The sequence below is a fragment of the Ruegeria arenilitoris genome, from assembly GCF_013032445.1.
Lineage (GTDB): Bacteria > Pseudomonadota > Alphaproteobacteria > Rhodobacterales > Rhodobacteraceae > Ruegeria > Ruegeria arenilitoris_F.
The window spans coordinates 261,947-286,248 of record NZ_WQCA01000001.1; the positions used below are offsets into that span (position 1 = coordinate 261,947).

21 protein-coding genes are annotated in these 24,302 nt (G+C 58.5%); 5 read left to right on the top strand and 16 right to left on the bottom strand.

Going from position 1 to position 24,302, the window contains the following annotated elements:
• Positions 1-35: 35 nt before the first annotated feature.
• The 7 genes from ccmB to yajC form a co-directional block, all read right to left on the bottom strand.
• Positions 36-692, bottom strand: coding sequence for a heme exporter protein CcmB (gene ccmB / locus GOW98_RS01285; protein ID WP_170329248.1), 657 nt, complete (start codon positions 690-692; stop codon positions 36-38).
• A complete protein-coding gene (ccmA, locus tag GOW98_RS01290; protein WP_170329249.1) occupies positions 689-1,303 on the bottom strand; it encodes a heme ABC exporter ATP-binding protein CcmA in 615 nt (204 codons plus the stop codon). Before ccmA ends, ccmB begins: the two co-directional genes overlap by 4 nt.
• Positions 1,304-1,369: 66 nt before the next feature.
• Positions 1,370-1,723: an Mth938-like domain-containing protein gene (locus GOW98_RS01295; protein ID WP_170329250.1), complete on the bottom strand. Its 354-nt coding sequence runs from the start codon at positions 1,721-1,723 to the stop codon at positions 1,370-1,372.
• Between the two features lie 9 nt (positions 1,724-1,732).
• A complete protein-coding gene (locus tag GOW98_RS01300; protein WP_217359242.1) occupies positions 1,733-2,491 on the bottom strand; it encodes a sulfite exporter TauE/SafE family protein in 759 nt (252 codons plus the stop codon).
• Positions 2,472-3,440, bottom strand: coding sequence for a protein translocase subunit SecF (secF, locus tag GOW98_RS01305; RefSeq protein ID WP_170329251.1), 969 nt, complete (start codon positions 3,438-3,440; stop codon positions 2,472-2,474). The genes GOW98_RS01300 and secF overlap by 20 nt, the downstream gene beginning before the upstream one ends.
• Before the next feature lies 1 nt (position 3,441).
• Positions 3,442-5,103 (bottom strand): protein translocase subunit SecD, encoded by a 1,662-nt coding sequence (gene secD / locus GOW98_RS01310; RefSeq protein ID WP_170329252.1) that lies wholly within the window; start codon positions 5,101-5,103, stop codon positions 3,442-3,444.
• A 33-nt stretch (positions 5,104-5,136) separates the two neighbouring features.
• On the bottom strand, positions 5,137-5,424 hold the full coding sequence (gene yajC, locus GOW98_RS01315) for a preprotein translocase subunit YajC (RefSeq protein ID WP_170329253.1): 288 nt from the start codon (positions 5,422-5,424) through the stop codon (positions 5,137-5,139).
• A gap of 223 nt (positions 5,425-5,647) precedes the next feature.
• Between yajC and GOW98_RS01320 the strand changes: the two genes are divergently transcribed.
• Positions 5,648-7,309, top strand: coding sequence for a mechanosensitive ion channel family protein (locus tag GOW98_RS01320; protein ID WP_170329254.1), 1,662 nt, complete (start codon positions 5,648-5,650; stop codon positions 7,307-7,309).
• A 72-nt stretch (positions 7,310-7,381) separates the two neighbouring features.
• Positions 7,382-8,674 (top strand): serine--tRNA ligase, encoded by a 1,293-nt coding sequence (gene serS, locus GOW98_RS01325; RefSeq protein WP_170329255.1) that lies wholly within the window; start codon positions 7,382-7,384, stop codon positions 8,672-8,674.
• Positions 8,675-8,730: 56 nt separating this feature from the next.
• On the opposite strand, the gene GOW98_RS01330 is transcribed toward serS, so the two are convergent.
• From GOW98_RS01330 to GOW98_RS01350, 5 genes are all read right to left on the bottom strand, one after another.
• Positions 8,731-9,450 carry a helix-hairpin-helix domain-containing protein gene (locus tag GOW98_RS01330; RefSeq protein WP_170329256.1) on the bottom strand — a complete coding sequence of 240 codons (720 nt, stop codon included), beginning with the start codon at positions 9,448-9,450 and terminating at the stop codon, positions 8,731-8,733.
• Positions 9,451-9,542: 92 nt separating this feature from the next.
• Positions 9,543-10,529, bottom strand: a complete 987-nt coding sequence (locus tag GOW98_RS01335; protein WP_170329257.1) for a fatty acid desaturase — start codon at positions 10,527-10,529, stop codon at positions 9,543-9,545.
• A 165-nt stretch (positions 10,530-10,694) separates the two neighbouring features.
• Positions 10,695-12,158 carry a ribosome biogenesis GTPase Der gene (der, locus tag GOW98_RS01340; protein ID WP_170329258.1) on the bottom strand — a complete coding sequence of 488 codons (1,464 nt, stop codon included), beginning with the start codon at positions 12,156-12,158 and terminating at the stop codon, positions 10,695-10,697.
• Positions 12,159-12,206: 48 nt separating this feature from the next.
• Positions 12,207-13,529 carry an outer membrane protein assembly factor BamB family protein gene (locus GOW98_RS01345; protein ID WP_170329259.1) on the bottom strand — a complete coding sequence of 441 codons (1,323 nt, stop codon included), beginning with the start codon at positions 13,527-13,529 and terminating at the stop codon, positions 12,207-12,209.
• A 39-nt stretch (positions 13,530-13,568) separates the two neighbouring features.
• Positions 13,569-14,240, bottom strand: a complete 672-nt coding sequence (locus GOW98_RS01350; RefSeq protein ID WP_170329260.1) for a hypothetical protein — start codon at positions 14,238-14,240, stop codon at positions 13,569-13,571.
• Positions 14,241-14,464: 224 nt separating this feature from the next.
• On the opposite strand from GOW98_RS01350, the gene GOW98_RS01355 reads away from it, so the two are divergent.
• Positions 14,465-15,697, top strand: a complete 1,233-nt coding sequence (locus GOW98_RS01355) for an efflux RND transporter periplasmic adaptor subunit (protein ID WP_170329261.1) — start codon at positions 14,465-14,467, stop codon at positions 15,695-15,697.
• Positions 15,694-19,479, top strand: coding sequence for an efflux RND transporter permease subunit (locus tag GOW98_RS01360; RefSeq protein ID WP_170329262.1), 3,786 nt, complete (start codon positions 15,694-15,696; stop codon positions 19,477-19,479). Before GOW98_RS01355 ends, GOW98_RS01360 begins: the two co-directional genes overlap by 4 nt.
• Positions 19,480-19,524: 45 nt before the next feature.
• Here GOW98_RS01360 and GOW98_RS01365 read toward each other — a convergent pair whose 3' ends face one another.
• The 4 genes from GOW98_RS01365 to GOW98_RS01380 form a co-directional block, all read right to left on the bottom strand.
• Positions 19,525-19,848, bottom strand: a complete 324-nt coding sequence (locus GOW98_RS01365; protein ID WP_170329263.1) for a hypothetical protein — start codon at positions 19,846-19,848, stop codon at positions 19,525-19,527.
• Positions 19,849-19,992: 144 nt separating this feature from the next.
• Positions 19,993-20,397 (bottom strand): DUF2147 domain-containing protein, encoded by a 405-nt coding sequence (locus GOW98_RS01370; RefSeq protein WP_170329264.1) that lies wholly within the window; start codon positions 20,395-20,397, stop codon positions 19,993-19,995.
• A 54-nt stretch (positions 20,398-20,451) separates the two neighbouring features.
• Positions 20,452-22,242 (bottom strand): ABCB family ABC transporter ATP-binding protein/permease, encoded by a 1,791-nt coding sequence (locus tag GOW98_RS01375; protein ID WP_254437867.1) that lies wholly within the window; start codon positions 22,240-22,242, stop codon positions 20,452-20,454.
• Between the two features lie 94 nt (positions 22,243-22,336).
• Positions 22,337-23,599, bottom strand: coding sequence for a LysM peptidoglycan-binding domain-containing protein (locus tag GOW98_RS01380; protein ID WP_170329266.1), 1,263 nt, complete (start codon positions 23,597-23,599; stop codon positions 22,337-22,339).
• 126 nt (positions 23,600-23,725) lie between these two features.
• Here GOW98_RS01380 and GOW98_RS01385 point away from each other — a divergent pair, with 126 nt between their 5' ends.
• Positions 23,726-24,277, top strand: a complete 552-nt coding sequence (locus tag GOW98_RS01385; RefSeq protein WP_170329267.1) for a TIGR00730 family Rossman fold protein — start codon at positions 23,726-23,728, stop codon at positions 24,275-24,277.
• Positions 24,278-24,302 lie beyond the last annotated feature (25 nt).

Genomic DNA, 24,302 nt, shown 5'->3' on the forward strand with positions numbered 1-24,302 from the left:
TGTTCTCAATTGACATCGGTCAAAGTTTGAACGCGTCACCGAAGGTTGATGCGCAGAACGGCTGCGCTGGCAAAAGGTAGCAGAGCGATGGTAGCCGCTGTGATCCCCGCCAGCATCAACAACGGAGTTTGCGTTTCCATCCCCGTGGCGCCACGGCGCGCGACCTCGGCGCCGAAGATCAGGGTCGGCACATACAGCGGCAAGACCAGAAGCGACAGCAGCAAACCACCACGCTTCAGCCCCACGGTCAGAGCCGCACCGAAAGTGCCGATAACGCTCATGGCCGGAGTGCCAATCAGCAGCGAAATCACCAGCCAGAAGAATCCCGGCGCGGGCAGGTTCAGCAACACGCCCAGAAACGGCGCGGCCAGAACCAGCGGCAGGCCGGTGGTCAGCCAATGGGCCAGCGCCTTGATCGAGACCACCGATTCCAGTGGTAGCGGCGCGGTGGCCAACAGGTCCAGCGAGCCGTCCTCCCAATCCAGCGCCAACAGGCGGTCCAGCGACAGAAGGCACGCAAGCAGCGCGCCTAGCCACAGAACACCCGGTGCAATAGTCGACAACAGCGACGATTGCGGCCCCACCGAAAACGGCACCAGAACAGTGACGATCAGAAAAAACGCCAGACCAAGGCCAAAGCCCCCTCCGGCGCGGAAGGCCAGTTTCAGGTCACGCAGCAACAGGGCGATCACAGGAAGCCTCCGTCGAAATCGTCGATGGGTTTTGGTTTCGCCTTGTTGGGACCGACATCCAGAACCTCGCCATCCAGGCCAAGGTCGATATGGGTGGCAATCAGGGCCGAGCCGCCCTGCCCCAGATGGGCACGTACGGCATCGGCGAACATCTGCACGGCGTTTTTGTCCAACGACACGGTCGGTTCATCCAGCATCCAAATCGGTCGCCCGGTCACCAGCATCCGCGCCAGCCCCAATCGCCGTTTCTGCCCCGCCGACAGGTTACCCGCGTGACGATCCGACAACTCGTTCAGCGCGAAGGCGTCCAGTGCGGTTTGGATGCCATTCGTGCCAAAAACCGACGCCCAGAAGGTCAGGTTCTCTACGACGGTCAAAGTTGGCTTCAACCCATCGGAATGTGAGGCATAGGCGATTTGATCCTCTGCCCCTTCGATCTGTCCGGTTAGAGGTGGCTGCAGCCCCGCCAACGTACGCAGCAGCGTCGTCTTACCGATGCCGTTCGGCCCGCGCAGGATCAGCGCCTTGCCGGGGTGCAGTGCAAAGCTCAGCCCCTCAAGGACGGGAACGCCACCGCGGGCGATGGCCAGATCGGTCACAGTCAGTGTCATGAGTTCCGCTTATCTGATTGCTGACAGAGGCAAAAGGCGAGATTTGCCGCAGGCCCTGTGCCCAGCTCAGACCGGCAATAGCGCCAGTGCAACACGGCGACCTTCAGACAGCAGCACGTTGTAAGTGCGGCAAGCGGCCGGAGAATTCATGATCTCAACCCCAATTCCCGCATCCTCAAGCGCCGTGCGCAGGTCAGATGGGATATGGGTCAGAGCCTCTCCGGTGCCGATGAACAGAACATCCACCACCTCTGACAGCGCCAACAGCGATGCGTCATCGGAGTATCCGTCCCAATCTGCGGTGCCGGTTGGGCCCGTCAGAACGGCCCCATGGTAAACCTGCCCGCCAATGCGGAAAAAGCCGGGGCCATAGCCATCGACCGGAACTGCGTTGTTGTAGGTGATCTCATTCAGGCGCATGGGCACCTTCTAGCCCCAAAGCGGCAGGCCCGACAAGGCTGCAACCGCAATCGCCAGATAGGCAGCGGCGCGGTAAAGCCGTTCGTATTCGGGCCGGAACAGCCAGCCCCCCAGCCAGTTGCCCAGTAGGTTCGGCACCGACAACACCAATCCCAGCGCCACGGTGGGCCAGGTGACCCGCCCCATGCCGGTCAGAAAACCGAGGATCAGGAAATCGAAGACAAACAGGAACAGCAGGATCGTGGCCCGGATCACCTCAACCGGCAAAGGCCGCGACATGTAGAACAGGATCACCGCCGGGCCGGGCAAGCCTGCCACGCCGCCCAGAAACCCGGCAGCGCCACCGATCCCGGCGACCATCGTGCGCCCCACGCGCCCGTGATACCGCAGCCCGAGAATCAGCACGGCCAGCATGAAGATCGCCAACAGACTAACTGCATAACGGAAAACCTCTGGCTCGACCCGCGTCAGCAGCCATAGTCCCACCGGCAATAACAATGCGCATCCAGTCGCCAGTCGGGCCAGGTCACCCCGGTCCACAACACGCCAGGCCCGCCGCAGGTTCGGCAGCGGCCCGAAGATGTCCATGATGGTCAGGCCAATAATGGCTCCGAATGGGCCAAGAAATGGCGTGGCGATAGGGAGGAAGATCAGCGCAGTTCCAAACCCGGAAAACCCGCGCACAATACCGCCAAGAAAGGCGGCAAAAAGGATAACGGCCAGCCCCGTTGGGGACTGGCCGAATATCTCAGGCGTCGATGTTGGCAAACTGATTGCCCGCCGTATTGGACGGCTTGGACCAATCGCGCTTGACCCCCAGCCACAACAGGATGGTCGAGGCCACGAAGACCGACGAATAGGTCCCCACGATCACCCCCCAGATCATCGCAAAGACAAAGCCGCGGATCACGTCGCCGCCCAGCACATACAGCGAGATCAGTGCCAGCAATGTGGTCACCGAGGTCATCACAGTCCGGCTGAGCGTTTCGTTGATCGAGATGTTCAGAACCTCTTTTAAATCCTTCTTCTTATACTTCCGCAGATTCTCACGCACCCGGTCGAACACAACAACTGTGTCGTTAAGCGAATAACCTACGATAGTCAGAAGCGCCGCAATGATGGCCAGATCGAACCGGATCTGCAGTTCCGAGAAGATACCGATGGTCAGGATCACATCATGCACCAATGCGGCCACGGCCCCCAGCGCGAACTGCCATTCAAAGCGCAGCCAGATGTAGACCAGCACTGCGCCGATGGCGAGCATCACCGCGATCACGGCGGTTTGAATCAACTCGCCCGAGACCTTGGGACCAACGGATTCGACCGAGACAAATTCGATATCCGGCACGGAAACCTTCAAAGCATCTTCCACCGCGGTGACAGTGGCGGCGGAAACCGCCTCTGCATCGGCCTGCGCCTGAATGCGGATCATGGCGACGTTTTCGTCCTCGCCAAAGGTCGGATCGAAAATCTCGGTGATCGTCACATCGCCAAGTTCCAACGGCGCGATGGCGTCCCGATAGGCGCCGATGTCGATCTCTTGTGTGGACTGTGTCCGGATCGTGGTGCCGCCGCGGAAGTCGATGCCAAAGTTCAACCCCTGCAGCATGAAGGACGTGAAGGCCACAACCATCATCAGGGCCGAGATGCCCAGCCAGACCTTCCAACGGCTGAAAAAATCAAACGAGGTGTTCTGGGGTACGAGTTTCAGTCTCATGTCAAACCTCGATCGTTTTCGGACGGCGGCGTTCGAACCACATCACGACAAACAGGCGCGTGACGAAGATCGCGGTGAAGGCCGAGGTCAGGATACCAAGACCCAGGGTAATCGCAAAACCGCGCACCGGGCCGCTGCCCATAGCAAACAGGATCACGGCGGTGATGAAGGTGGTCACGTTGGCGTCGACAATGGCCGACAGCGCCTTTTCATAACCCAATTCGATGGCACGCGCCGGGCCTCTGGCGGATTTCAGTTCTTCACGGATACGTTCAAAGATCAGCACGTTGGCGTCGACCGCCATACCCACAGTCAGAACGATGCCCGCAATACCCGGCAGGGTCAGCGTGGCCCCAATCAACGACAGCAGGCCAAAGATCAGCCCGACGTTGATGATCAGCGCGATATTGGCGAAAATTCCGAACAAACCATAGCTGAGTGCCATGAAGCTCAGCACCGCGACAAAAGCCACAATAGTGGCGGTTTTACCTGCGTCGATGCTGTCCTGCCCCAGTTCGGGGCCAATAGTGCGTTCTTCCAAGAACTCCAACCCGGCGGGCAGAGCGCCGGCGCGTAACAGCACGGCCAGATTGGTGCTTTCCTCAACGGTGAAGTTGCCGGTGATGATACCCGACCCACCCGGAATATGGCTTTGGATCACGGGGGCCGAGATCACCTCGTCATCCAGCACAATAGCAAAGGGTGCGCCGATATTGTCTCGGGTGTAGTCACCGAACTTGCGTGCACCAGACGTGTTGAACCGGAAACTGACCGCTGGTCGGCCGTTCTGATCGAATGAAGGTTGCGCGTCTACCAGTTCCTCTCCAGTCACAACCGGAGCGGACTCGATTATGTAGTAGACGCCATCCTCATCAATGGAAGGGACGACCTCTTGACCGATACCCGGCACCGCATCCGGGTCGCTGCCGCGCCCGACCACGGGGTTAAAGGTCAATTGCGCCGTGGTTCCGATGATATCTTTCAACTCACCTGCACTGCCGATACCCGGCACTTGAATAAGGATACGGTCCGCGCCCTGCCGCTGAATGGTGGGTTCACGGGTACCGACCTCGTCGATCCGGCGGCGGATGATCTCCAGCGCTTGGCGCACTGTTCGGTCATCCGAGGCCAGCTTCTCGGCCTCTGACAGCTGCACGACGATAGTATCGCCCTCGGCGCGGGCTTCGATATCAGTGGCGCCAACGCCGGTCAGCGTCTGAACCTGACGGGCCAGACCGCGCACAACCTCCAACGCGCGAGGCATACCCTCGGGCTGGCTGATGCGAACGCGAATCTCATCCGGGGCCGATTCCTGTTTACGGATCGTGCCCACGGTTGCGCGTTCATCCCGCAAGGCGTCGCGGATCTCGGGCCACATCGCCTCCATCCGGGATTCGTACACATCTTCGACCTTCACTTCGGCCAGCAGATGCGCCCCACCACGCAGGTCGAGGCCAAGATTGACCAGCGACGACGGCAGCCAGTTGGGCCACTGCGCCGCCTGCGCCTGCATTTCGGGGGTGTCGATGCCAAGCTCAATCGCAGTCTTGGCATCGTTAGATTGCTCAACGCGCGTGTAAAACGCATTCGGCAGGGCCATGAGCAAGCCGGTCACACAAACCAGCCAGATCAGAACCCGCTTCCAGGTATTAATTTGCAGCATTACCCTGCCTTTTCAAGGGATTGTCGCGCGAAGTTACTTCGCCGGTTCGGTCTTGTTCAGAACCTGAGCGATGGTCGACTTGACCACACGAACCTTGACGTTCTCGGCGATCTCGACTTCGATCTCGTTGTCGCCTTCCTTGACCTTTGACACCTTGCCAATCAGACCACCCTGAGTGACCACCTGATCGCCCCGGCGCACGGCCTCGACCATAGCCTGATGTTCCTTCATCTTTTTCTGCTGCGGACGGATCAGCAGGAAATACATGATCGCGAAGATCAGGATCAGCGGGAGAAACTGGGCGATTGCGCCACCTTCCATGGGATATTCCTTTTGGTTTGGGCTTGCGGAAGGGCTCCGCAAATTTGGCGAGAACCTATTCTTTGAAATGCCTGTTTGCAAGGACAGGTGGCGCAAGAAGTTTTTCTTTGGAAAACCCGTTTTTACCGCGCAACGCAACAATTTGTCCGAGAATTATCTCACCAACATAGTTCCCTCTAGGAACATCGTCCTTCTCGGATATAGTTGAACAACGGGAGGGCGAATGACTCAACTAATACAAACCGTTGGCATGCTTACACGTATGCTGATCGCGACCTTGGTGATCGTTCTTTCACCTGTTGCTGCTTCGGCTCAGGAAACTCCACCCGTCGACACAGCTGATGAAGAACAGTCCGAAACGTTCAAAGCGCCGGTTATTGTCGACGGCGACTCGTTGTTTTTCTTAAGGGGTTCCAGCGCCCTGCCTGCCTCTGAACGCGCTGAAACGGTTCAGGAAGCGATAATCGAGGTGGCCGAGGCTTCTGACAGCCTGGAAGTTTCCATCACATACGAGGATATTGACCTCGGCACGCGCATTCTGGTCGATGGGGTCTGGGTATCGGTCGTGACAGTCGCCGATGCCGAACTTGAACAGATTGAGCTGGATGTTCTCAGCTTTCTTCATGGCCAGGCCATTGAGGAAGCGATCATTGCTTACCGATCCAACCGAACCGAACAGGCGCGGGTCTCAGGCGCCATCGAAGCATCGGCCTGGACACTTGGTTTTGTCGCATTCGTCGTCGTCATCCTATGGCTGCACCGAAGAATCAGACGACGCACGCTAAAGTTCGTCAAACGCCACCTAAGGGATGTGGAAACCGCCACTGCCAAAAGCGTACAGGCCGAGGCGATTGCCGCGCTGGTTCGGTATGGCCTGAACTTTGCCCTGTTGGTTATCTTCTTTCTAGGCTTCTACTACTACCTGTCCTTCGTCCTTCTGGCGTTCGCTGAAACCCGCTATTTCGCACAACTTCTGCTGACCTACCTGACGGAACCAGTCCTGCTGATTTTCAAGGGCATCCTCAGCTATATCCCTAATCTCATCATGCTGGGCCTGATCTCGTGGGTCACCCTGTATATCATCAGGGGCATGCGGGTGTTTTTTGATGCGGTCGAGGCAGGCTCGTTCGATATGGGCGACTTCGAAAAACACTGGGTCAATCCAACGTTCAACATCGCGCGCGTGTTTGTCATCCTGATCGCACTGGTCTTTGCAGTGCCCTACATTCCCGGCTCGGATTCTGCAGCGTTTCAGGGACTGACCATTCTGGTTGGCGCCATGCTCTCGCTTGGCGCGAACTCGGTCGTATCGAACATGTTAGCCGGTCTGTTCGTGATCTACCGCCGCTCAACCTCGATCGGGGACCGTATTCAGATCGGCGATCACATTGGCGATGTGGTTCAGATCAAACTGATGGAAACGCACCTGAAATCCATCAAGAACGAACTGATTTCGATTCCGAATGCCCAGCTTATGAACTCGGATGTGGTTAATTTCTCGAAGAAAACGGATGGCAGCGGGCTGCTGCTGCACACCACCGTTGGCATCGGCTATGAGGAGCCCCCGGAAAAGGTCGAAGCCATGCTGATCGAGGCTGCTCATCGGACCAAGGGGATCAAGAACAAGCCGGAACCCTTTGTTCTGTGGACCGCCTTGGCGGACTACGCGATCAGCTATCAGATCAACGGGTACACCACGCGGGGCAGTATCATCCCGAAAATTCGGTCGGACCTGCATCGCAACATCGTGGCCGTATTCAACGAGAACGGCGTGCAGATCATGACGCCCTCTTACATGGCCGATCCGCCCGAGCCGAAAATCCCGGTCGAAGAATGGGATGGTCATCTGGCGCATGAAACACACGAGGACGCTGATAAAGCGTAACCGGTGCTACACCCTGCCTTTCAGATGGTGCATAAGCGCTTTCAGTGATTCACGCATTTAAGGATCTGAACCATGCACGACATCCGCGCCATTCGCGAAAACCCAGCCGCCTTCGACGCCGCCCTTGCGCGCCGCGGGGACGCGCCGGTGTCGTCAGATGTGCTGAGGCTAGACGAAAGCCGCCGGGCCAAAATTCTTGCCGCCGAGACCGCGCAGGCCGAACAGAACAAAGCCAGCAAAGAAGTCGGCGCCGCCAAAGCGCGCGGCGATGAGACCGAGTTCGAGCGTCTGCGCGCGCTGGTGGCCGAGAAAAAGGCCGAGGTCGCCCGGATGCAGACCGAAGCCAAGGATCTGGACGCTCTGCTGGCAGATCAGTTGATCCGCATCGCCAACTTGCCCGCCGAGGATGTTCCCGCAGGTACGGATGAAAAAGACAATGTCGAGGTCAACCGTTGGGGCACCCCGCGGGAATTGGACTTCGCACCCAAAGAGCATTTCGAGATCGAAGCCGTTCAAAACGGCATGGATTTTGAGACTGCCGCAAAACTCTCGGGCTCGCGTTTTGTTCTGCTATCCGGCGGCGTCGCGCGTATTCACCGCGCGCTCGCTCAGTTCATGCTGGACACGCATATCAACGAGAACGAACTGACCGAGGTCAACGGCCCGGTTCTGGTTCTGTCCGAGATGATGCAGGGCACCGGGCAGCTGCCGAAATTCGGCGAAGACAGCTACCAGACCCGCGAAGGCTGGTGGCTGATCCCGACCTCCGAGGTTTCGCTGACCAATATCGTCAACGACACGATGATCGAGGAAAGCTATCTGCCCCGTCGCTATACTGCGCATTCGCTCTGCTTCCGGTCCGAGGCTGGAAGCGCGGGCAAAGACACCCGCGGGATGTTGCGCCAGCACCAGTTCGAAAAGGTCGAGATGGTATCCGTCACGCATCCGGACAAATCGGACGATGAACAGAAGCGTATGTTGCGCTGTGCCGAAGGCATTCTGGAAAAGCTGGGTATCCCCTATCGCACTGTGATCCTATGCACCGGCGATATGGGCTTTGGCGCACGCCGGACTTACGACATTGAGGCGTGGTTGCCCGGTCAGGACACCTATCGCGAGATCAGCTCGGTTTCGACCTGTGGCGACTTCCAGGCGCGTCGCATGAACGCGCGGTTCCGGCCCGAAGGTGGCGGCAAGCCGGAATACGTTCACACTCTGAACGGGTCGGGTCTGGCCGTCGGGCGTTGCCTGATTGCCGTGCTGGAAAATGGCCAGAACGCCGACGGTACCGTCACACTGCCCGAGGTGCTCGCTCCCTATCTGGGCGGCAAGCTGAACCTGCAGTTGGACGGCACGCTGGCCTAAAAAAAAACCGGCGCCGCAAACGGCACCGGTTCGACAATCCAAAAGGCGGAGAGGGCTTACTTCTTCGCCTTTTTCTTATGCTTCTTCTTGTCCTTGCTTTTGTCTTTCTTCTTGTCGTCTTTTTTCTTCTGATCTTTTTTCTTGTCGTCCTTCTTGGACTTTTTGTCCTTTTTGGACTTGGCTTTCACCTTGTCCTTGGCCTTCGAGAACACGGCCTCCATCTCTTGCAGCTTTTTGGCTGCCTTTTCAGCTTTGGCTTTTGCCTTGGCCTTCTTGCGGGCTTTCGCTTCGGCGGCCTCGGCAGCAGCTTTCTCTGCGGCGGCCTTACGTGCAGCTTCTTCTGCAGCTTTGCGCGCGGCCTCTTCTGCACGTTTTTCAGCGGCTGCAGCTGCTACAGTTTTGCGCGGCGCAGCACGGCGCGTGGCCGGTTTGCGCGCTGGAGAGCGGGTAGTTGTTTTCGCAGTGGCTTGCTTTGCCGTCGCGGGTTTTCTGGCGGTAGTTTTGGCAGCCGCAGGTTTTCTGGCTGCAGTTTTGGCAACAGCTGGTTTGGTCGCTGCTGGCTTTCTGGCCGGAGTTTTGGCGGCAGCTGGTTTGGCAGCGATCGCTTCTTTCGCAGCAGCAATCAGAAGCGGGGCCCGCGCCGTCCCAATTCGGGGCACTTTAGTAAGGTCAGCGGGGCTGGCCTTGGCTATGGCTTCGGCGGTCTTGAAACCATTGGCGCTGAGCGCTTGCGCCATCGCCTCACCCACACCCTTAACTGCTGTCACTGCGGTCATTCTTTGTCCTTTCTTTCTCCCTGCGTGCAACCTTATATACACTGTATATACAAATCAGCAAGCCAATGAACGGCCAAAGCCGCCTCAAGCTGTCAACTGCTGTGCGCCAGCGTACCGGTTGTGTCCTTTTTCGGAAATGGCACAAGGCGCTTGGCATCCTCGTCCCAAAGTTTCAGATTCAGCGCCGCCACGGCCTCGGGGAAATTGATCCGGCGCGGCGTGTATTCGGGCGGCAGGTTATAATGACACGCCCGCAACCGATAAGACGGAATGCGCGCGTTGAAATGGTGAATGTCGTGCAGAGTAATGCAGGCCACCGCGTTGTCGAACCACCATCCGAAGTCCAATGCTGACGAACCCTGCAGCGCCGCCATTTGCGGATCCAGGTCGGGGCGGCGGTCCCAATAGGTGTCCTCGAAGTTGTGTTGCAGGTAGACGAGGAACACGCCCAGCATCCCGCCCAGCAGAGAGAAAACCAGCCAGACCAGAATGCCCGTCGTGCACGCGATCAGGTAAAGCAGGCCCAGGAACACTACAATGGACAGGTTGTGCAGCAGCACACCCTTGACGCCGAACCGAACTGTATTCTTAGGCCAGCGGTAGCGGATGAAGTATGTAAACAAAGCACCAACCGGAACCAGGATGAACGGGTTGCGGTAAAGGCGGTAGAACAGGCGGGTTTTCCAATCCGCGGCGTTCCACTCCCGCAGGGTCATCGTGTGAATCTCACCGGTTTCACGGTGTTCCAAATTCCCGATTCCCGCGTGGTGCAGGTTGTGGTTTTGCTTCATCACCTCAAATGGGGCAAACGTGAACGGTGAGAGACCATGCCCGGCCCATTCATTCTGCTCTCGCGTTTCAAACAGAGAATGATGGCCGCAGTCGTGTTGCAGCACGTAAAGGCGCACGGCGGAAAAGGCGAAAACGATCCCCGCAGGGATCATTATATACCAGCGGTCAACGTAGATAATCGCAAGTGTCAGCGATGCGAAATAAACGGCAAACGTTCCAAAATAGCTCAGCGCAGCAAGGCGATTGTCCTGAACCGCATATTGCCGCGTGTATTCCCGCAAATTCATTCAGCCTGTCCCCACGATTGGCCAAGTTAATATCACATCGAAACTATCTGTATCTTCCTCGTATTCAAGCAGTGCACACAAAAAACGTATGCGCACAGGCGAATGCTAGCCTGCGGCAACCGGGCTGTCACGCCCTTCTGCTAAAAATGCTGAAAATTGGCGCGGTTACGCGCGACCTTTGAGATGCTTGGCCAACGCGCCCGCGTTTTTCTTACGCCGCCCCTTATAGGGGTTCTTGTCGCCCTGCCCTCGCAATGTCAGGCGGATTGGCGTTCCTGGCATGTCGAAATCTTCGCGCAATCCGTTGACCAGATAGCGCGTATAGCTGTCCGGCATCTTGTCGGGATGCGAGCACATGACAACGAATCCCGGCGGACGGGTCTTGGCCTGTGTCATATAACGCAGCTTGATCCGACGGCCCTGCGGGGCTGGCGGCGGGTGCTGTTCCAGCATCGCGGTCAGCCAGCGGTTCAGCGCTGCGGTGGGGATGCGGCGGTTCCAGACGTCGTGGGCACGCAGGATAGCCGCACGCAGACGCTCCAGCCCGCGACCGGTTTTGGCAGACACGGTAATCAGAGGCGCACCACGCAGTTGCGGTAGCAGACGCTCGAACGACTCTTTCAGATCGCGCAGCTTTTCCTGCTTATCCTCTTCGATGTCCCACTTATTCACGGCCACGACAACGGCACGGCCTTCGCGTTCGGCCAGATCGGCAATACGCAGGTCCTGCTGCTCGAACGGAATCGCGGCGTCCAACAGAACCACCACAACCTCGGCGAATTTCACCGCTCGCAAGCCATCAGAGACCGAGAGCTTTTCCAGCTTCTCCTGCACTTTGGCTTTCTTGCGCATCCCCGCCGTGTCGAAAATCCGCATCGGCGTGCTGTCGCCATCCGGATCAGCCCAGTCGATCCGCAGGCTGATGGCATCACGGGTGATTCCGGCCTCGGGGCCGGTCAGCAAGCGATCTTCACCGATGATCTTATTAATCAGAGTGGATTTTCCGGCATTCGGACGCCCAACGACAGCCACCTGTAACGGTTTGGCTGCAGTGATCAGAGGGGTTTCACCCTCGCCATCCTCATCCAGTTCGATATCGGTTTCAGGTGCGTTTTCCTCGGCCTTTTCCTCCGCAGCGTCCGCCAGAGGCATCAGCTGCGTGTAGAGGTCGGTCATCCCCTCGCCGTGCTCGCCCGACAGACGCACGGGTTCGCCAAGGCCTAGGTTATAGGCCTCAAGCACACCGGCATCCGCCGCGTTGCCCTCGGCTTTGTTGGCCGCGAGGATCACATGCTTTGAGCGTTTACGCAGAATCTCAGCGAACATCTCATCGGTGGGGGTCAGACCCACACGCGCGTCGATCATGAAAAGGCAGACGTCAGCCATGTCCACCGCGCGCTCGGTCAGACGGCGCATCCGGCCCTGCAGGCTGTCATCGGTCGCATCCTCAAGACCTGCCGTGTCGATGACGGTAAAACGCAGATCGCCCAGACGCCCTTCGCCTTCGCGCAGGTCACGCGTTACGCCGGGCTGGTCGTCGACCAGAGCCAGACGTTTGCCCACAAGGCGGTTGAACAGGGTGGATTTGCCCACATTCGGGCGCCCCACGATGGCGAGGGTCAGCGACATGATACTCAACTTTCAAGACTCAGACGCGCCCTTTAACGCATCTTGTCGTCAACGGAAAGCGTGTAGATCACCTTTGGACGATACGACGTACAGCGTCTGACCCGCCACGACGGGGGCCGTTGTGGCACCACCGGGCACCTCGACCCTGTTTAGCAACGTACCGTCCACGGGGTTGAAGAACCGCAGGTAACCGTCATTTGACGCGACAACAATGCGCCCGCCAGCAAGGATCGGACCGTAATGGGCAATGATCGGGCCGCGACGTCTTGGCTTATCCTTGACGAAACCCGGCAGGTCTTGCGCCCAGACGATCGATCCATCGGCACGGTCCAACCGGACCAGTTGACTGCGGTCGCTGATCAGAAACAGGCTGTTGCCCGCAGGCCAGACCGTATCAACCGCACCTTCGTTTGCAGTCCAGATCCGCTCACCCGAACCAGAGTCAAACGCCACAGTTCGCCCCGAGTGGTTGCCGATATAAATCGCGTCACCAACAACCATGGGTCCGCCGGTCACGTCTACGATTTGCGCTGCGGCACGCCCACGGCGTCCACCCGCGACCGACGCGTTCCAGCGCCTGATTCCGCCCTTGCGGAAAGTCGCGGCAATGTCACCCGAACCAAAGGCGAAAACCGAAAAATCAGACGCGATGACCGGAGCCGGCGCGCCGAGTACGTTCCCTACACTGGGAGTACCCTGAATTTGCCAGGCGATACGGCCATCCTTGGTGTTCACAGCCCAACCGGTCTCGTCACCCGCGACCAGATACAGGATGCCGTCATTGACCAGAGGCGCCCCGCTGCCCGTAGCATTCAGGCGTTTTTGCCATTTGATCCCACCTGACTTGGCATCCAGCGCCGTCAGGCGGCCAAAGCCCGACGAAACATAGAGAACACCATTGGCATAGGCCAACCCTCCCCCAGTCGCGTCCGAGTCACCGTCACTGGGCGGGATAAGGTTCGTACTCCAGGCCACCTGCCCCTGCGGTGTAACTGCGGAAACGGTTGCACCGGCATCAAGCGTGTAGATCAGACCACCAGCAACAACGGGTTCGGCGGTAATGCGCCGCTTCCGCGAATCTCCGTCACCGATAGAGGTGGACCAGATGCGCTGTGGCGTTGCGCGCAGCGCAGCGTTGTTAGTGCGATAGGCTGGCGTTCCGGCGCTCTGAGACCAGTTGGCGTTCGCCTTCTGTGCTGGCACGCTAATGGGTTTCGAGCCACGGGTTTCAATGGCTTCGTTGTTGGCGGTCGGACGGATATCCTCGCGGGGACCGGGCAGGATAACTTCGGGCTCTTCACAGGCGGCAAGCGCTGTCAGCGATAGCGCCGCAACCGACAATCCAACGCGGGAGAAAAGACTTGTCACCATACTACTCCGAACTCGCCTGTCATTTTATCCGCCGCCGGGTCAGCCCTGCCGGGCCACCAACGGTTCCGGTTCGCCGCCAAGCGCGACAATCAACTGTGCAGCACGCTGCTGAAGATCCACGCCGATCTCTGCGTCCTGACGCATCGCCTGCAGCCGCTCGATCGCTGCGTCGGTGTTGCCCTCGGAAATGTCGATCAGAGCCAGCTGTTCTTCGGCCAACAACCGCAGGGGTGCGCCCGGTGCAGCCAGTGCTTCGAATTGCTGACGGCGGTCGGCGACCGGCAGGGTGTCGCTTTGCAGCAGCAGCGCCTTGAAGGCGGCAATGGCGCGATAAATCTCTGGCAGCTCGCCCTGCACTGCAACGGCGTTCAGGCTGTTCACGGCGTCTTCGCGGGATCCGGCCTCAATCTGCGACGAGGACAGCAGCATGTTCAGAACGGCATCGCCACCGGGCGTGGCCGCGTCGATGCTTGCCAAGCTGGCCGCGCGTTCAGCCGAGTCATTTTGTGTCAGCGCGCTCAGAATCTCATCGCCCAGTTTTTCCGCAGCGCTGGTGGTACGAGCCTTGCGGATCTCATTAAAGGCGGCACCGCCTACGATCAGGATCACGGCCAGAACCCCTACCCAGCCCCAGCGGCGCAGCAGCAGGAACAGACGGTCGCGGCGGACCTCTTCGGTCACCTCATCAATGAAACTGTCGGTGTCGCTCATCCCTGCTCCCCGGGCTGTAACCTGTTGTATGGCGCCATGTCATACCCCGCCCTCTTTGCCAAGCCAAGGGCCGGATTTCGCGCATTTTCACCGCGACACGCTGTCCTTGCGCAAAAAAGTGATCCGAACTATCCAGTTTAGTGTAGAAATGATATGTGTCTGACCCCATTTTCAGACATACACGCCGAAGGACAATCGGCGAGGAATTCTAGGAGAGTCTCTTTATGCGTTTGATTTCATTCGCGAATGCGCTTTTGGTGATTGCTGCACTGTTCTTTCTGGTCTTTGAACGGGACGCGCTATTTGCTTTCGCCGGGCGCGGCAACTCTGAAGAGGACTCGGCGGCAAATACGGAAACCACAGATGGCTCGACGTTAGATCAGAAAGCCATCGGCGTGGTTGCCCTAAGGTCAACCGCCCGGGAAATCGACAGTGCCGTGTTGTTGCGCGGGCAAACCAAGGCCAATCGTCAGGTCGAGGTTTTGGCCGAGACGACCTCAACCGTCGTTTCGGAACCCAAGCGCAAGGGCACATTTGTCGAAGCAGGCGACCTGCTGTGCGAATTGGACCCCGGCACCCGCCCCGCCAGCCTAGCCGAGGCCGAAGCTGCGCGACTTGAAGCAGAAAGCCGTATCCCCGAGGCCGAAGCCCGCCTGGAGGAGGCTCATGCCCTGGTTGCCGAGGCGCAGATCAATCTGACGGCCGCGCAGAAACTGTCAGAAACCGGGTTCGGATCGGAAACGCGCCGGATTTCCAGCGAGGCCGCAATGCGCTCGGCCGAGGCCGGTGTGAAAACCGCCGAAGCGGGTCTGGAAGCCACGCGAGCGGGGATTGAGGCTGCCATTGCCGAAGTTAAGGCCGCCCAGCGAGAGATCGACCGCCAGACCATCGAAGCCCCGTTCAAAGGGCTTCTGGAAAGCGATACCGCGGAACTAGGCAGCCTGATGCAGCCCGGCTCGCTGTGTGCCACTGTCATTCAACTGGATCCGATCAAGCTGGTCGGTTTCGTTCCAGAGGTCGATGTGAACAAAGTCATTGTTGGCTCGGAAGCTTCAGCGCGGCTTGTTACAGGCCTTGAGGTTGCCGGCCGCGTCACGTTCCTGAGCCGATCAGCTGATGAGACGACACGTACCTTTGAAGTCGAGATCACTGTTCCGAACCAAGATCTGACTATTCGCGACGGTCAAACCGCCGATATTCGCATCGCAGCAGAAGGCGCAAAGGCACATCTGTTGCCGCAATCAGCCCTGACGCTAAACAACGAAGGTCAGGTTGGCGTCCGCACCGTTGGCGCTGGTAACATTGTCGACTTCATGCCCATTCGATTGTTGCGTGACACCGCCGAGGGCGTCTGGATCGACGGGCTACCTGAAACGACAGACGTCATCGTTGTGGGGCAGGAATTTGTGACTCAGGGCGTCATGGTCAAGCCCACATATCGGGAAGCTGCGCAATGACGGGATTGGTAGGATGGGCCGCCGACAGGGCCCGAATGGTTTTGGCCTTCATCGCGATCTCGCTAATTGCCGGTGGGTTTGCTTATGTCGGCCTGCCAAAAGAAGGTGAGCCAGATATTGAAATCCCGGCTCTCTTCGTTTCGGTTCAATTCCCGGGCATTTCCGCCGAAGACTCCGAGAATCTGCTGATCAAGCCGATGGAAACCGAACTGGCGGATCTGGACGGCCTAAAGGAAATGACCGCCACTGCCGCCGAAGGTTATGCCGGCATCGCGCTAGAGTTTGAGTTCGGCTGGGACAAGACAGCGGTCATGGCGGATGTGCGCGACGCAATGAACAGCGCGCAGGCCGATTTCCCAGAAGACGCTGAGCAGTATTCGCTGTACGAAATCAATTTTTCCGAGTTCCCTATTGTCATTGTCAACCTGACCGGTGCTGTTCCCGAACGCACAATGGCGCGCATTGCCAAAGACTTGCAGGATGACCTGGAAGCGCTGGATTCGGTGCTTGAGGCCGGAATCGCAGGCAATCGCGACGAGTTGCTTGAGGTCATCATCGATCCTCTCCGGCTTGAGGCCTACAATGTCTCGGCCGATGAACTGATCAACGTTGTACAAAACAATAACCAGTTGATCGCAGCGGGTGAGGTTGAAACCGCACAGGGTGCATTCTCGGTCAAAATCCCGTCCTCATTCAAAACCGCCGAGGATGTCTACAGCCTGCCGGTCAAGGTTAACGGCGACCGCGTCGTGACCATGGGTGAGCTGGCCCAGATTAACTATACTTTCGAGGATCGCGAAGGCACCGCCCGGTTCGACAACGAATCCACAGTGGCCTTGCAGGTGGTCAAGCGCAAAGGTTTCAACCTGATCGACACCGTGGCGCAAGTGAAGGAAACTCTCGCCTCCGCTCAGGAAAAATGGCCCGCCGAACTGCAGGCGGCCGTCGATGTCGGCACCTCAAACGATCAGAGCCGCATCGTCGATTCGATGGTACGCCAGCTTGAGGGCTCGGTCCTGACCGCCATTGCGCTGGTGATGATCGTGGTTCTGGCGGCGCTGGGAACGCGTGCGGCGCTGCTGGTGGGCTTTGCCATCCCGACCTCATTCCTTCTGAGCTTTGCGTTCCTGGCGATCATGGGGGTCAGCATCTCAAACATGGTGATGTTCGGGTTGATTCTGGCAGTGGGGATGCTGGTTGATGGTGCAATCGTCGTGGTGGAATACGCCGACAAGCGCATCAAAGAGGGCATCGGTCCGATGCACGCCTATGTCGAGGCAGCGCAGCGGATGTTCTGGCCTATCGTCTCGTCCACCGCGACAACGTTGTGCGCCTTCCTCCCGATGCTGTTCTGGCCCGGTGTGCCGGGCGAGTTCATGAAGATGCTGCCGATCACGCTTATCTTCGTACTGTCTTCGTCACTAATCGTGGCCCTGATCTACTTGCCCGTCGTGGGTGGCGTTTCGGGTCGCCTCAGCCGAACCTTCGATCATGCCTCAAACTGGTTGCGGAGCGTCGCCCCTTGGTGGGTGCGTGCCGTGCTGGTTCCGCCGTCACTGTACATGATCTTTCTGGGCGCGATGCAGCTGATCAACCCGACATATCTGACTTCGGGTGGGGGCTTTTGGTCGGTCGCCCTAGGGGCTGCGCTGTTCGTTTTCGGCGGCTTTTCCGGATCGGTGACCCTGAGCGCAGCCAAGATCGAACGCCACCGCGAAGAACGCGTCCATACCGCGCGCGAGCACACTCCATTCGGCTACTTGGTCAAGTTCCTGGTTGGCAATCCGATTATGCCTGTGGTTTCGATTGCTGTCGTTGCACTGTGTGTCATGAGTGTCATGACATATTTCATGAACAACAACCGTGGCGTCGAATTTTTCGTCGAAACCGAACCGGAGCAGGCCACGGCCTATGTCCGGGCACGGGGCAACCTGTCGCTGCAGGAAAAAGACGCGATGGTTTTGGCCGCCGAAGAGGTGATCAGCGCGCATCCGGCTGTTACCAATGTGTTTGCCTTTGCCGGAGAAGGGGGGCTGAACCAAAATAACGGTGGTGCCGAGGCACCAGCCGACACTGTGGGACGTGTGCAATTCGAAATTACCCCTTGGGAAGACCGACCGAACGTTTCTGAGCCCATTTTCTTTGGCCTGTTCGAACGGCAGATAATCAATCCCGAGTATGATGGTGACTTCGTTCTGGATGAATTGAACGCAGAACTTGCCAAGCTCCCCGGTTTCATCGTGGAAATCCTGCCATTGGAACAGGGGCCGGCATCGGCCAAGCCTGTACACTTGCGTATCAAGGGTGACGGTTGGGAAGAATTGACCGCCGCCGCCGAATCCGCGCGGGCTGTGTTCGACGAGACCCCCGGTCTGATCAAGATCGAAGACACCATGCCCCTGCCCGGTATTGACTGGCAGATCGACGTGGATGTCGCCAAAGCAGGTCGCTTTGGAGCTGACGTTGCGACCGTCGGCGCGATGGTGCAATTGGTCACGCGCGGTATTCTTTTGGGTGAGATGCGACCGGACAACACCGATGAAGAGGTCGAAATCCGCGTCCGCCTGCCCGAGGAAGACAGGGTGCTGTCAACGCTGGACTCTTTGAAAGTACGAACTCCCGACGGCCTCGTACCCCTGTCTAACTTCGTCACTCGCCAGCCGGTTGCCAAACTGGCCGAGATCAACCGTATCGACCAACAGCGGTATTACGACGTGAAGGCGGATGTCGAACCGGGCCTGTCCAAGGTCGTTGTCGATGGTACGGACGGAACTGAACAACGTCTGGCTGTCGTGCGTACTATAGAAGAAGACGCCGAACCCAGCGGAGCAACTGTCACCAGCCCGGACGGCAGGGCTTACGAATTGTTCCAACTGACCGGGTCTGACGGCATCGATGACCTGCGCACTGCTATCGACAGCGGCGACGCGCGGTTTGCGTTGGTCAATCCAAATGAGCGAATTGCAGTGCTAACCGAATGGTTGGATACCGGGCCGTTTTCGAACGCAATCAGCTGGGAATGGACCGGTGATCAGGAAGATCAGGAGGAATCCGGGGCCTTCCTGATGAACGCGTTCATGGGCGCACTGGGGCTGATGTTTGTGATCCTGCTGGCGCAGTTCAACTCGCTGTATAACTCAGTTCTGGTGCTGCTGGCGGTGGTTTTGTCGACCACCGGGGTTTTGATCGGAATGATCGTCATGCAGCAGCCCTTCTCGATCATCATGACCGGGACGGGCATCGTGGCGCTGGCAGGAATCGTGGTGAACAACAACATCGTTCTGATCGACACCTATCAGGAATACAGCCGCTACATGCCCCGGATCGAAGCGATCGTTCGCACCGCCGAAGCGCGTATTCGCCCGGTTCTGCTAACCACCCTGACGACAATGGCCGGTCTGACACCGATGATGTTTGGGCTTTCGCTGGACTTCATCAATGGCGGCTACTCGATCAACAGCCCGACGGCTCTGTGGTGGAAGCAACTGGCCACGGCTGTTGTGTTCGGGCTGGGTATTGCGACGGTCCTGACACTGATCGTGACACCTTCGCTCCTGGCTCTGCGCGTGTGGGTCTCAACATACGCGGTGTGGCTGGGCAAGGTTCTGGCGCGCGCCACTGCAGGCCGTTCCAGCCAGATTGCGAAGGACATGGCAATCGGCAAGGCGGCACGTCAGGCACAGGCGACCGAGGTTGTCTGGGACGACGAAACTGAAGCTGCATCCGCGAATGCCAAAAAGCCGAAACATCCGCCGGGGGCACCGCTGAAAGCCGCTGAATAAAGAATGGCGAGCCCGAAGGCTCGCCATTTTCCGCTTAAAACCGACTTAGTCGGTGAAAACGTACTCGCCCAGATCGCATAGATCCAAGCCAAATTCTTCGGCAGAGGATCCATCAGAAAATCCGCCACGAATATCATAAACACAGGTGTCCAAACCGTCAGCGATCAAAACATCCGCCTCGTATCCCGGTGCAATATAATCACCGCCGAGCAAGTTCGATTCCCAATTGTCCGACGCGCTTGGGGAGACATTGAATTCGACCAGATCGACGCTACTTTCATTGGCCAGCAGAAATACAAGATCCTCGGCAGATGCGGTCGACGCGAAAAGCGACGCCAGAACGAGCGGCGCAGCAAACAATTTCTTCATTTGGTGTTTCCCTGATGTGTTTTCCAACACGAAACGGTTGGTGCCACTTGTGATAGCCGGAAGATGCCGTTGGGCAAACGAAAATCGTCCACGATCAGGCTGGTCACTGACGGAATTCACAATCCGGCAACCGCTTCCTTACTTTTACTTGGACAAACGAGTCCAAGTCTGGTGCCCGCATATCGCGTGGTCACAGCCGCTTACACTCAGGGTATCTCCGTTCAGCGTGATCTGTGGCGCGACGTCCACATTGACCATGGGTATCCAGAAATCCCCGCCGCCGTATTTGCCACCCCCTTCGCTCGCCACGTCCCAGAACAGCTTTTTGCCGATATTCGGGGTCTGCACCTCTTTTCCTGACTCATCATAGGCCGACTGGATCTGGCCGCAGAACTTGTCTCCGCAGGCCGATATCTTGATATGCGAGATCAGGTTTTTTCGGTCCGGTTCGGTTTTCCAAACGCCGACAATGGGATCAGCGGCCGCAAAGGCTGGGGTCAACAGGGCGAGCGCGGCTGCAACAATTGCAAGTCGAATGAGTTTTCGCATCACGCCACCTCCTCCTATACCCGGCTATCATAGCACATTCCCGCGCAACGTAAGTCAGGCGGCCTGCGCGTCCGATTGTTGGCGGCTCCACAACTGCGCATAGCGGCCTTCTCGTTGCAGAAGCTCGTCATGGGTGCCCTGCTCAAGGATTTCTCCCTGTTCCAGCACGACGATGCGGTCGGCCTCGGCAATGGTGCTGAGCCGGTGCGCGATGGTCAGCACGGTGCGCCCTTCCCCGGCCCGCGCCAGCGCGTCCTTGATGTCCTGCTCGGTGTCGGTATCCAGAGCCGAGGTCGCCTCGTCCAGCAACAGGATCGGAGGATTCTTGAGCAGCGTGCGGGCGATTCCGACCCGCTGCTTTTCACCGCCGGACAGTTTCAGCCCCCGCTCACCTACCTTGGTGTCATAGCCTTCGGGCAGCGTGACGATGAAGTCGTGGATCTGGGCGGCTTTGGCGGCGGCCTCAACCTCTTGTTGAGAGGCGCCGTCGCGGCCATAGGCGATGTTATAGCGGATTGTGTCGTTGAACAGCACCGTGTCCTGCGGCACCACTCCGATGGCTGAATGCAGGCTGGTCTGCGACACGTCGCGCACGTCCTGCCCGTCGATTTTCAGCGCGCCACCGGTCACGTCATAAAACCGGAACAGCAGCCGCCCGATAGTGGACTTGCCCGAGCCTGTCGCACCGACAATTGCCACGGTCTGACCCGCCGGCACGGTCAGCGACACGCCTTTCAGGATTTCCCGATCCGCGTCATAGCCGAATTGGACATTCTCCAGCGTGACCTCTCCGCCATTGACGACAAGGTCCGGCGCATCGGGTTTGTCGGTGACCTCGGCGGGTTGCTCCAGCAGATCGAACATCTGCCCCATATCGACCAGTGACTGGCGGATTTCCCGGTACACTGTACCCAGAAAGTTCAGCGGCACGGTGATCTGGATCATGTAGGCGTTGACCATGACGAAATCGCCCACGGTCAGCGAACCGTTCTGAACCCCAAGGGCGGCCAGAACCATCACACCGATCAGCCCGCAAGTGATCAGAAAAGACTGACCGAAATTCAGAAAGGCCAGCGAGTATGCCGTTTTCAACGCCGCCCCGGCATAGGCCTTCATCGACACGTCATAGCGTTCAGCTTCGCGCTGTTCGGCATTGAAATACTTGACGGTTTCAAAATTCAGCAGACTGTCGATGGCACGCTGATTGGCCTCGGTATCCTGATCGTTCATCTCGCGCCGCAGCTTTACGCGCCACTCGGTGACGGCGAAGGTGAACCAGATATAGAACCCGATGGTCACCGCCACGACGACCAGATACCAGACATCGAACAACCACATCAGGATGATCGCGACCAGCAGCAGTTCCAGGATCAGCGGCCCGATCGAGAACAGCAGGAACCGCAGCAGAAACTCAACCCCTTTCACGCCGCGCTCGATGATCCGGCTGAGGCCCCCGGTGCGGCGGGTTACGTGGTAGCGCATCGAGAGTTGGTGGATGTGCTGAAACGTCTCAAGCGCCAACGCCCGCAAGGCGCGCTGCCCGACCGGTGCAAAGGCCGCATCGCGCAACTGCTGAAACCCCACGGTCATCATCCGCGCTACGCCATAGGCAACGGTCAGCCCCACGGCCCCCAGTGCCAGCGGTGGCACCCCCTCACCAGCCAGAGCGTCAACCGCGCCCTTGTACAGGATCGGCGTGTAGACTGCGATCAGTTTGGCCAGCACCAACATCCCAAGCGCCAGAATCACGCGGCGTTTGACCCAGGGCTCATCCTCGGGCCAGAGATACGGCGCAACCTTTCGTATCGTGCGCCAGCCAGACTGGCGCTCGTCGGTTTTGGGCATGTCGTCGGAATGCATCGGTGCTGTTCGTCTCATCACGTACCTGATCTGCGGTCAGAGATAGCCCCTGCCCCGGAAAGGGCCAGAGGCAAAAGGTTTATTCGGGGATCGTAAAAATCTGACCCGGATAAATCAGATCTGGATCGCGGATCGAATCCTTGTTGGCTTCGAACAGCCGTACATAGAGAACACCATCACCGAACCTTTCGCGCGAAATAGCCCAAAGCGTGTCGCCCTCCTGCACGGTCACCGAGCGGATCGGCGGCGTGCCAGCATCTGGTTCTGGTTCCTCCGAAGCTTCGACGGCGCGCAGAACCTCAATCGGCTCGCGTTTGAAGGGCGTTTCAAGTCGGCTGGCGACGGTCCCGTCTGCCCCAACCTCATCCACACGCAGGGTGTAGACGCCAGGTTCAACCCCTTCCAACTCGCTTCGCCATTTGCCGTCATCCTCTGGGGTCAGATCATCCACCAGCCGGTTGTCCAGATACAAACGAACCACCGACCCGTCTGGCACCCTGCCCGTCAGTTCTACCTCACCGGTATCGGAATAGCCGATCGTGTCTAGCGCCACCTGTTCCGGCTCCTGCTGTTGCACTGTTGGTGCTTGGACCAGTTCAACCCCGTCTTCGCCTGATCGAAGGACGGCAACCCCTTGGGACTGCGTCTCCTCCCCCTCATCCTCAGGAGCTACTTGTGCCGTCTGCTCCTCCTCAGGCTCTGCCTCGGGCGTAGATGCATCGGTAGCCTCAGGCGTTTTGCCCGTCTCGGGATCGGCCTCGGCGACTTCCGTTTCTTCTGGGACTGCCTCGGCCGTTTGAGTGGGCGGCACATCTTCTTCCACGGGCTCCGGTTCGGGTAGTGGCGCAATAACATAGTCGTCCGAACGCATCGGCTGATCGCTCTGTGTTTCCAGCGTCAGGCCCCGCGCGGTTTCGGAAAACGGGATCAACACAAACTCGGCAAACTGCCCGCTGGGGTCGACCGTAAAGCTATGGACTGGCTCACCGTCCAGCAACACGTTTACCTCGGTGCCGGGTTCGGCCGTGCCGGACAGTACCGCATTGCCGTCCGGCTCAACAAAAATCTGGTCCAGAGAGGGTGAGACCTGTGGAGCGGTCTCTTCTATGATTTCTTCCTCAGCTACTGGTGCCTCAGCCTCGGGTTCCTGTTCAACAGGTTCATCCAGAGTGCTTTCTTCCGTGGTTAGAACTGCAACCTCTTCCTGCGGCGCCAACTCTTCGGGCGCGTCGTCACGCATACCGGACAGCAAGAACCCGCCCGCTCCGATCACAACCACGATACCGGCGATCGCCCCCCAAACGACACCACCAGAGCTTCCGTTTCCCGACTCGGCGTTCATTTTTTTCCTTTCACTCCGCAGTGCAAGTGCCTTGACTAAAACACCTTCTGACTGACGGTTGAGCCAATCTACCAATACCGCTATCAGGGGTCAAAACCCCTGGCACAACCCCGGAGAGCGTTCTTGATGACTCAGAAATCTGTTTGTGTGTATTGCGGGTCACGTAACGGCGCAAATTCCGCCTATTCCGAAGCCGCCAAAACCTTTGGCACCCTGCTGGCGCAGGAAGGCTGGCGGCTGGTTTACGGGGCCGGAGACGTTGGCCTGATGGGTGAGGTCGCCCGCGCAGCACAAGCGGCCGGAGGCGACACGTTCGGCGTGATCCCGGTTCACCTGCTGCGGCGCGAGGTTGGCAAGACCGATCTGACCCGTTTCGTGATCACTGAAACGATGCACGAGCGGAAAAAGGTCATGATCATGAATGCGGATGCCGTCGTGGTTCTACCCGGCGGTCCCGGGTCGTTGGACGAGCTGTTCGAGGCCCTGACATGGCGCCAGCTGGGTCTGCACGAAAAGCCCATTCTGGTAATGAATGTAGATGGTTACTGGGATGCGCTTCACGATCTGTTGCAACAAGTCATCGGACAGGGATTTGCTGACGGGTCGCTGGCGGATTTCATCACTTGGGTCAATGACCCGGCAGAGGCAATGTCCACCCTGCGCGGCTTCCTGAACTGACAAGTGGAAGGGCGGCCCAAGACCG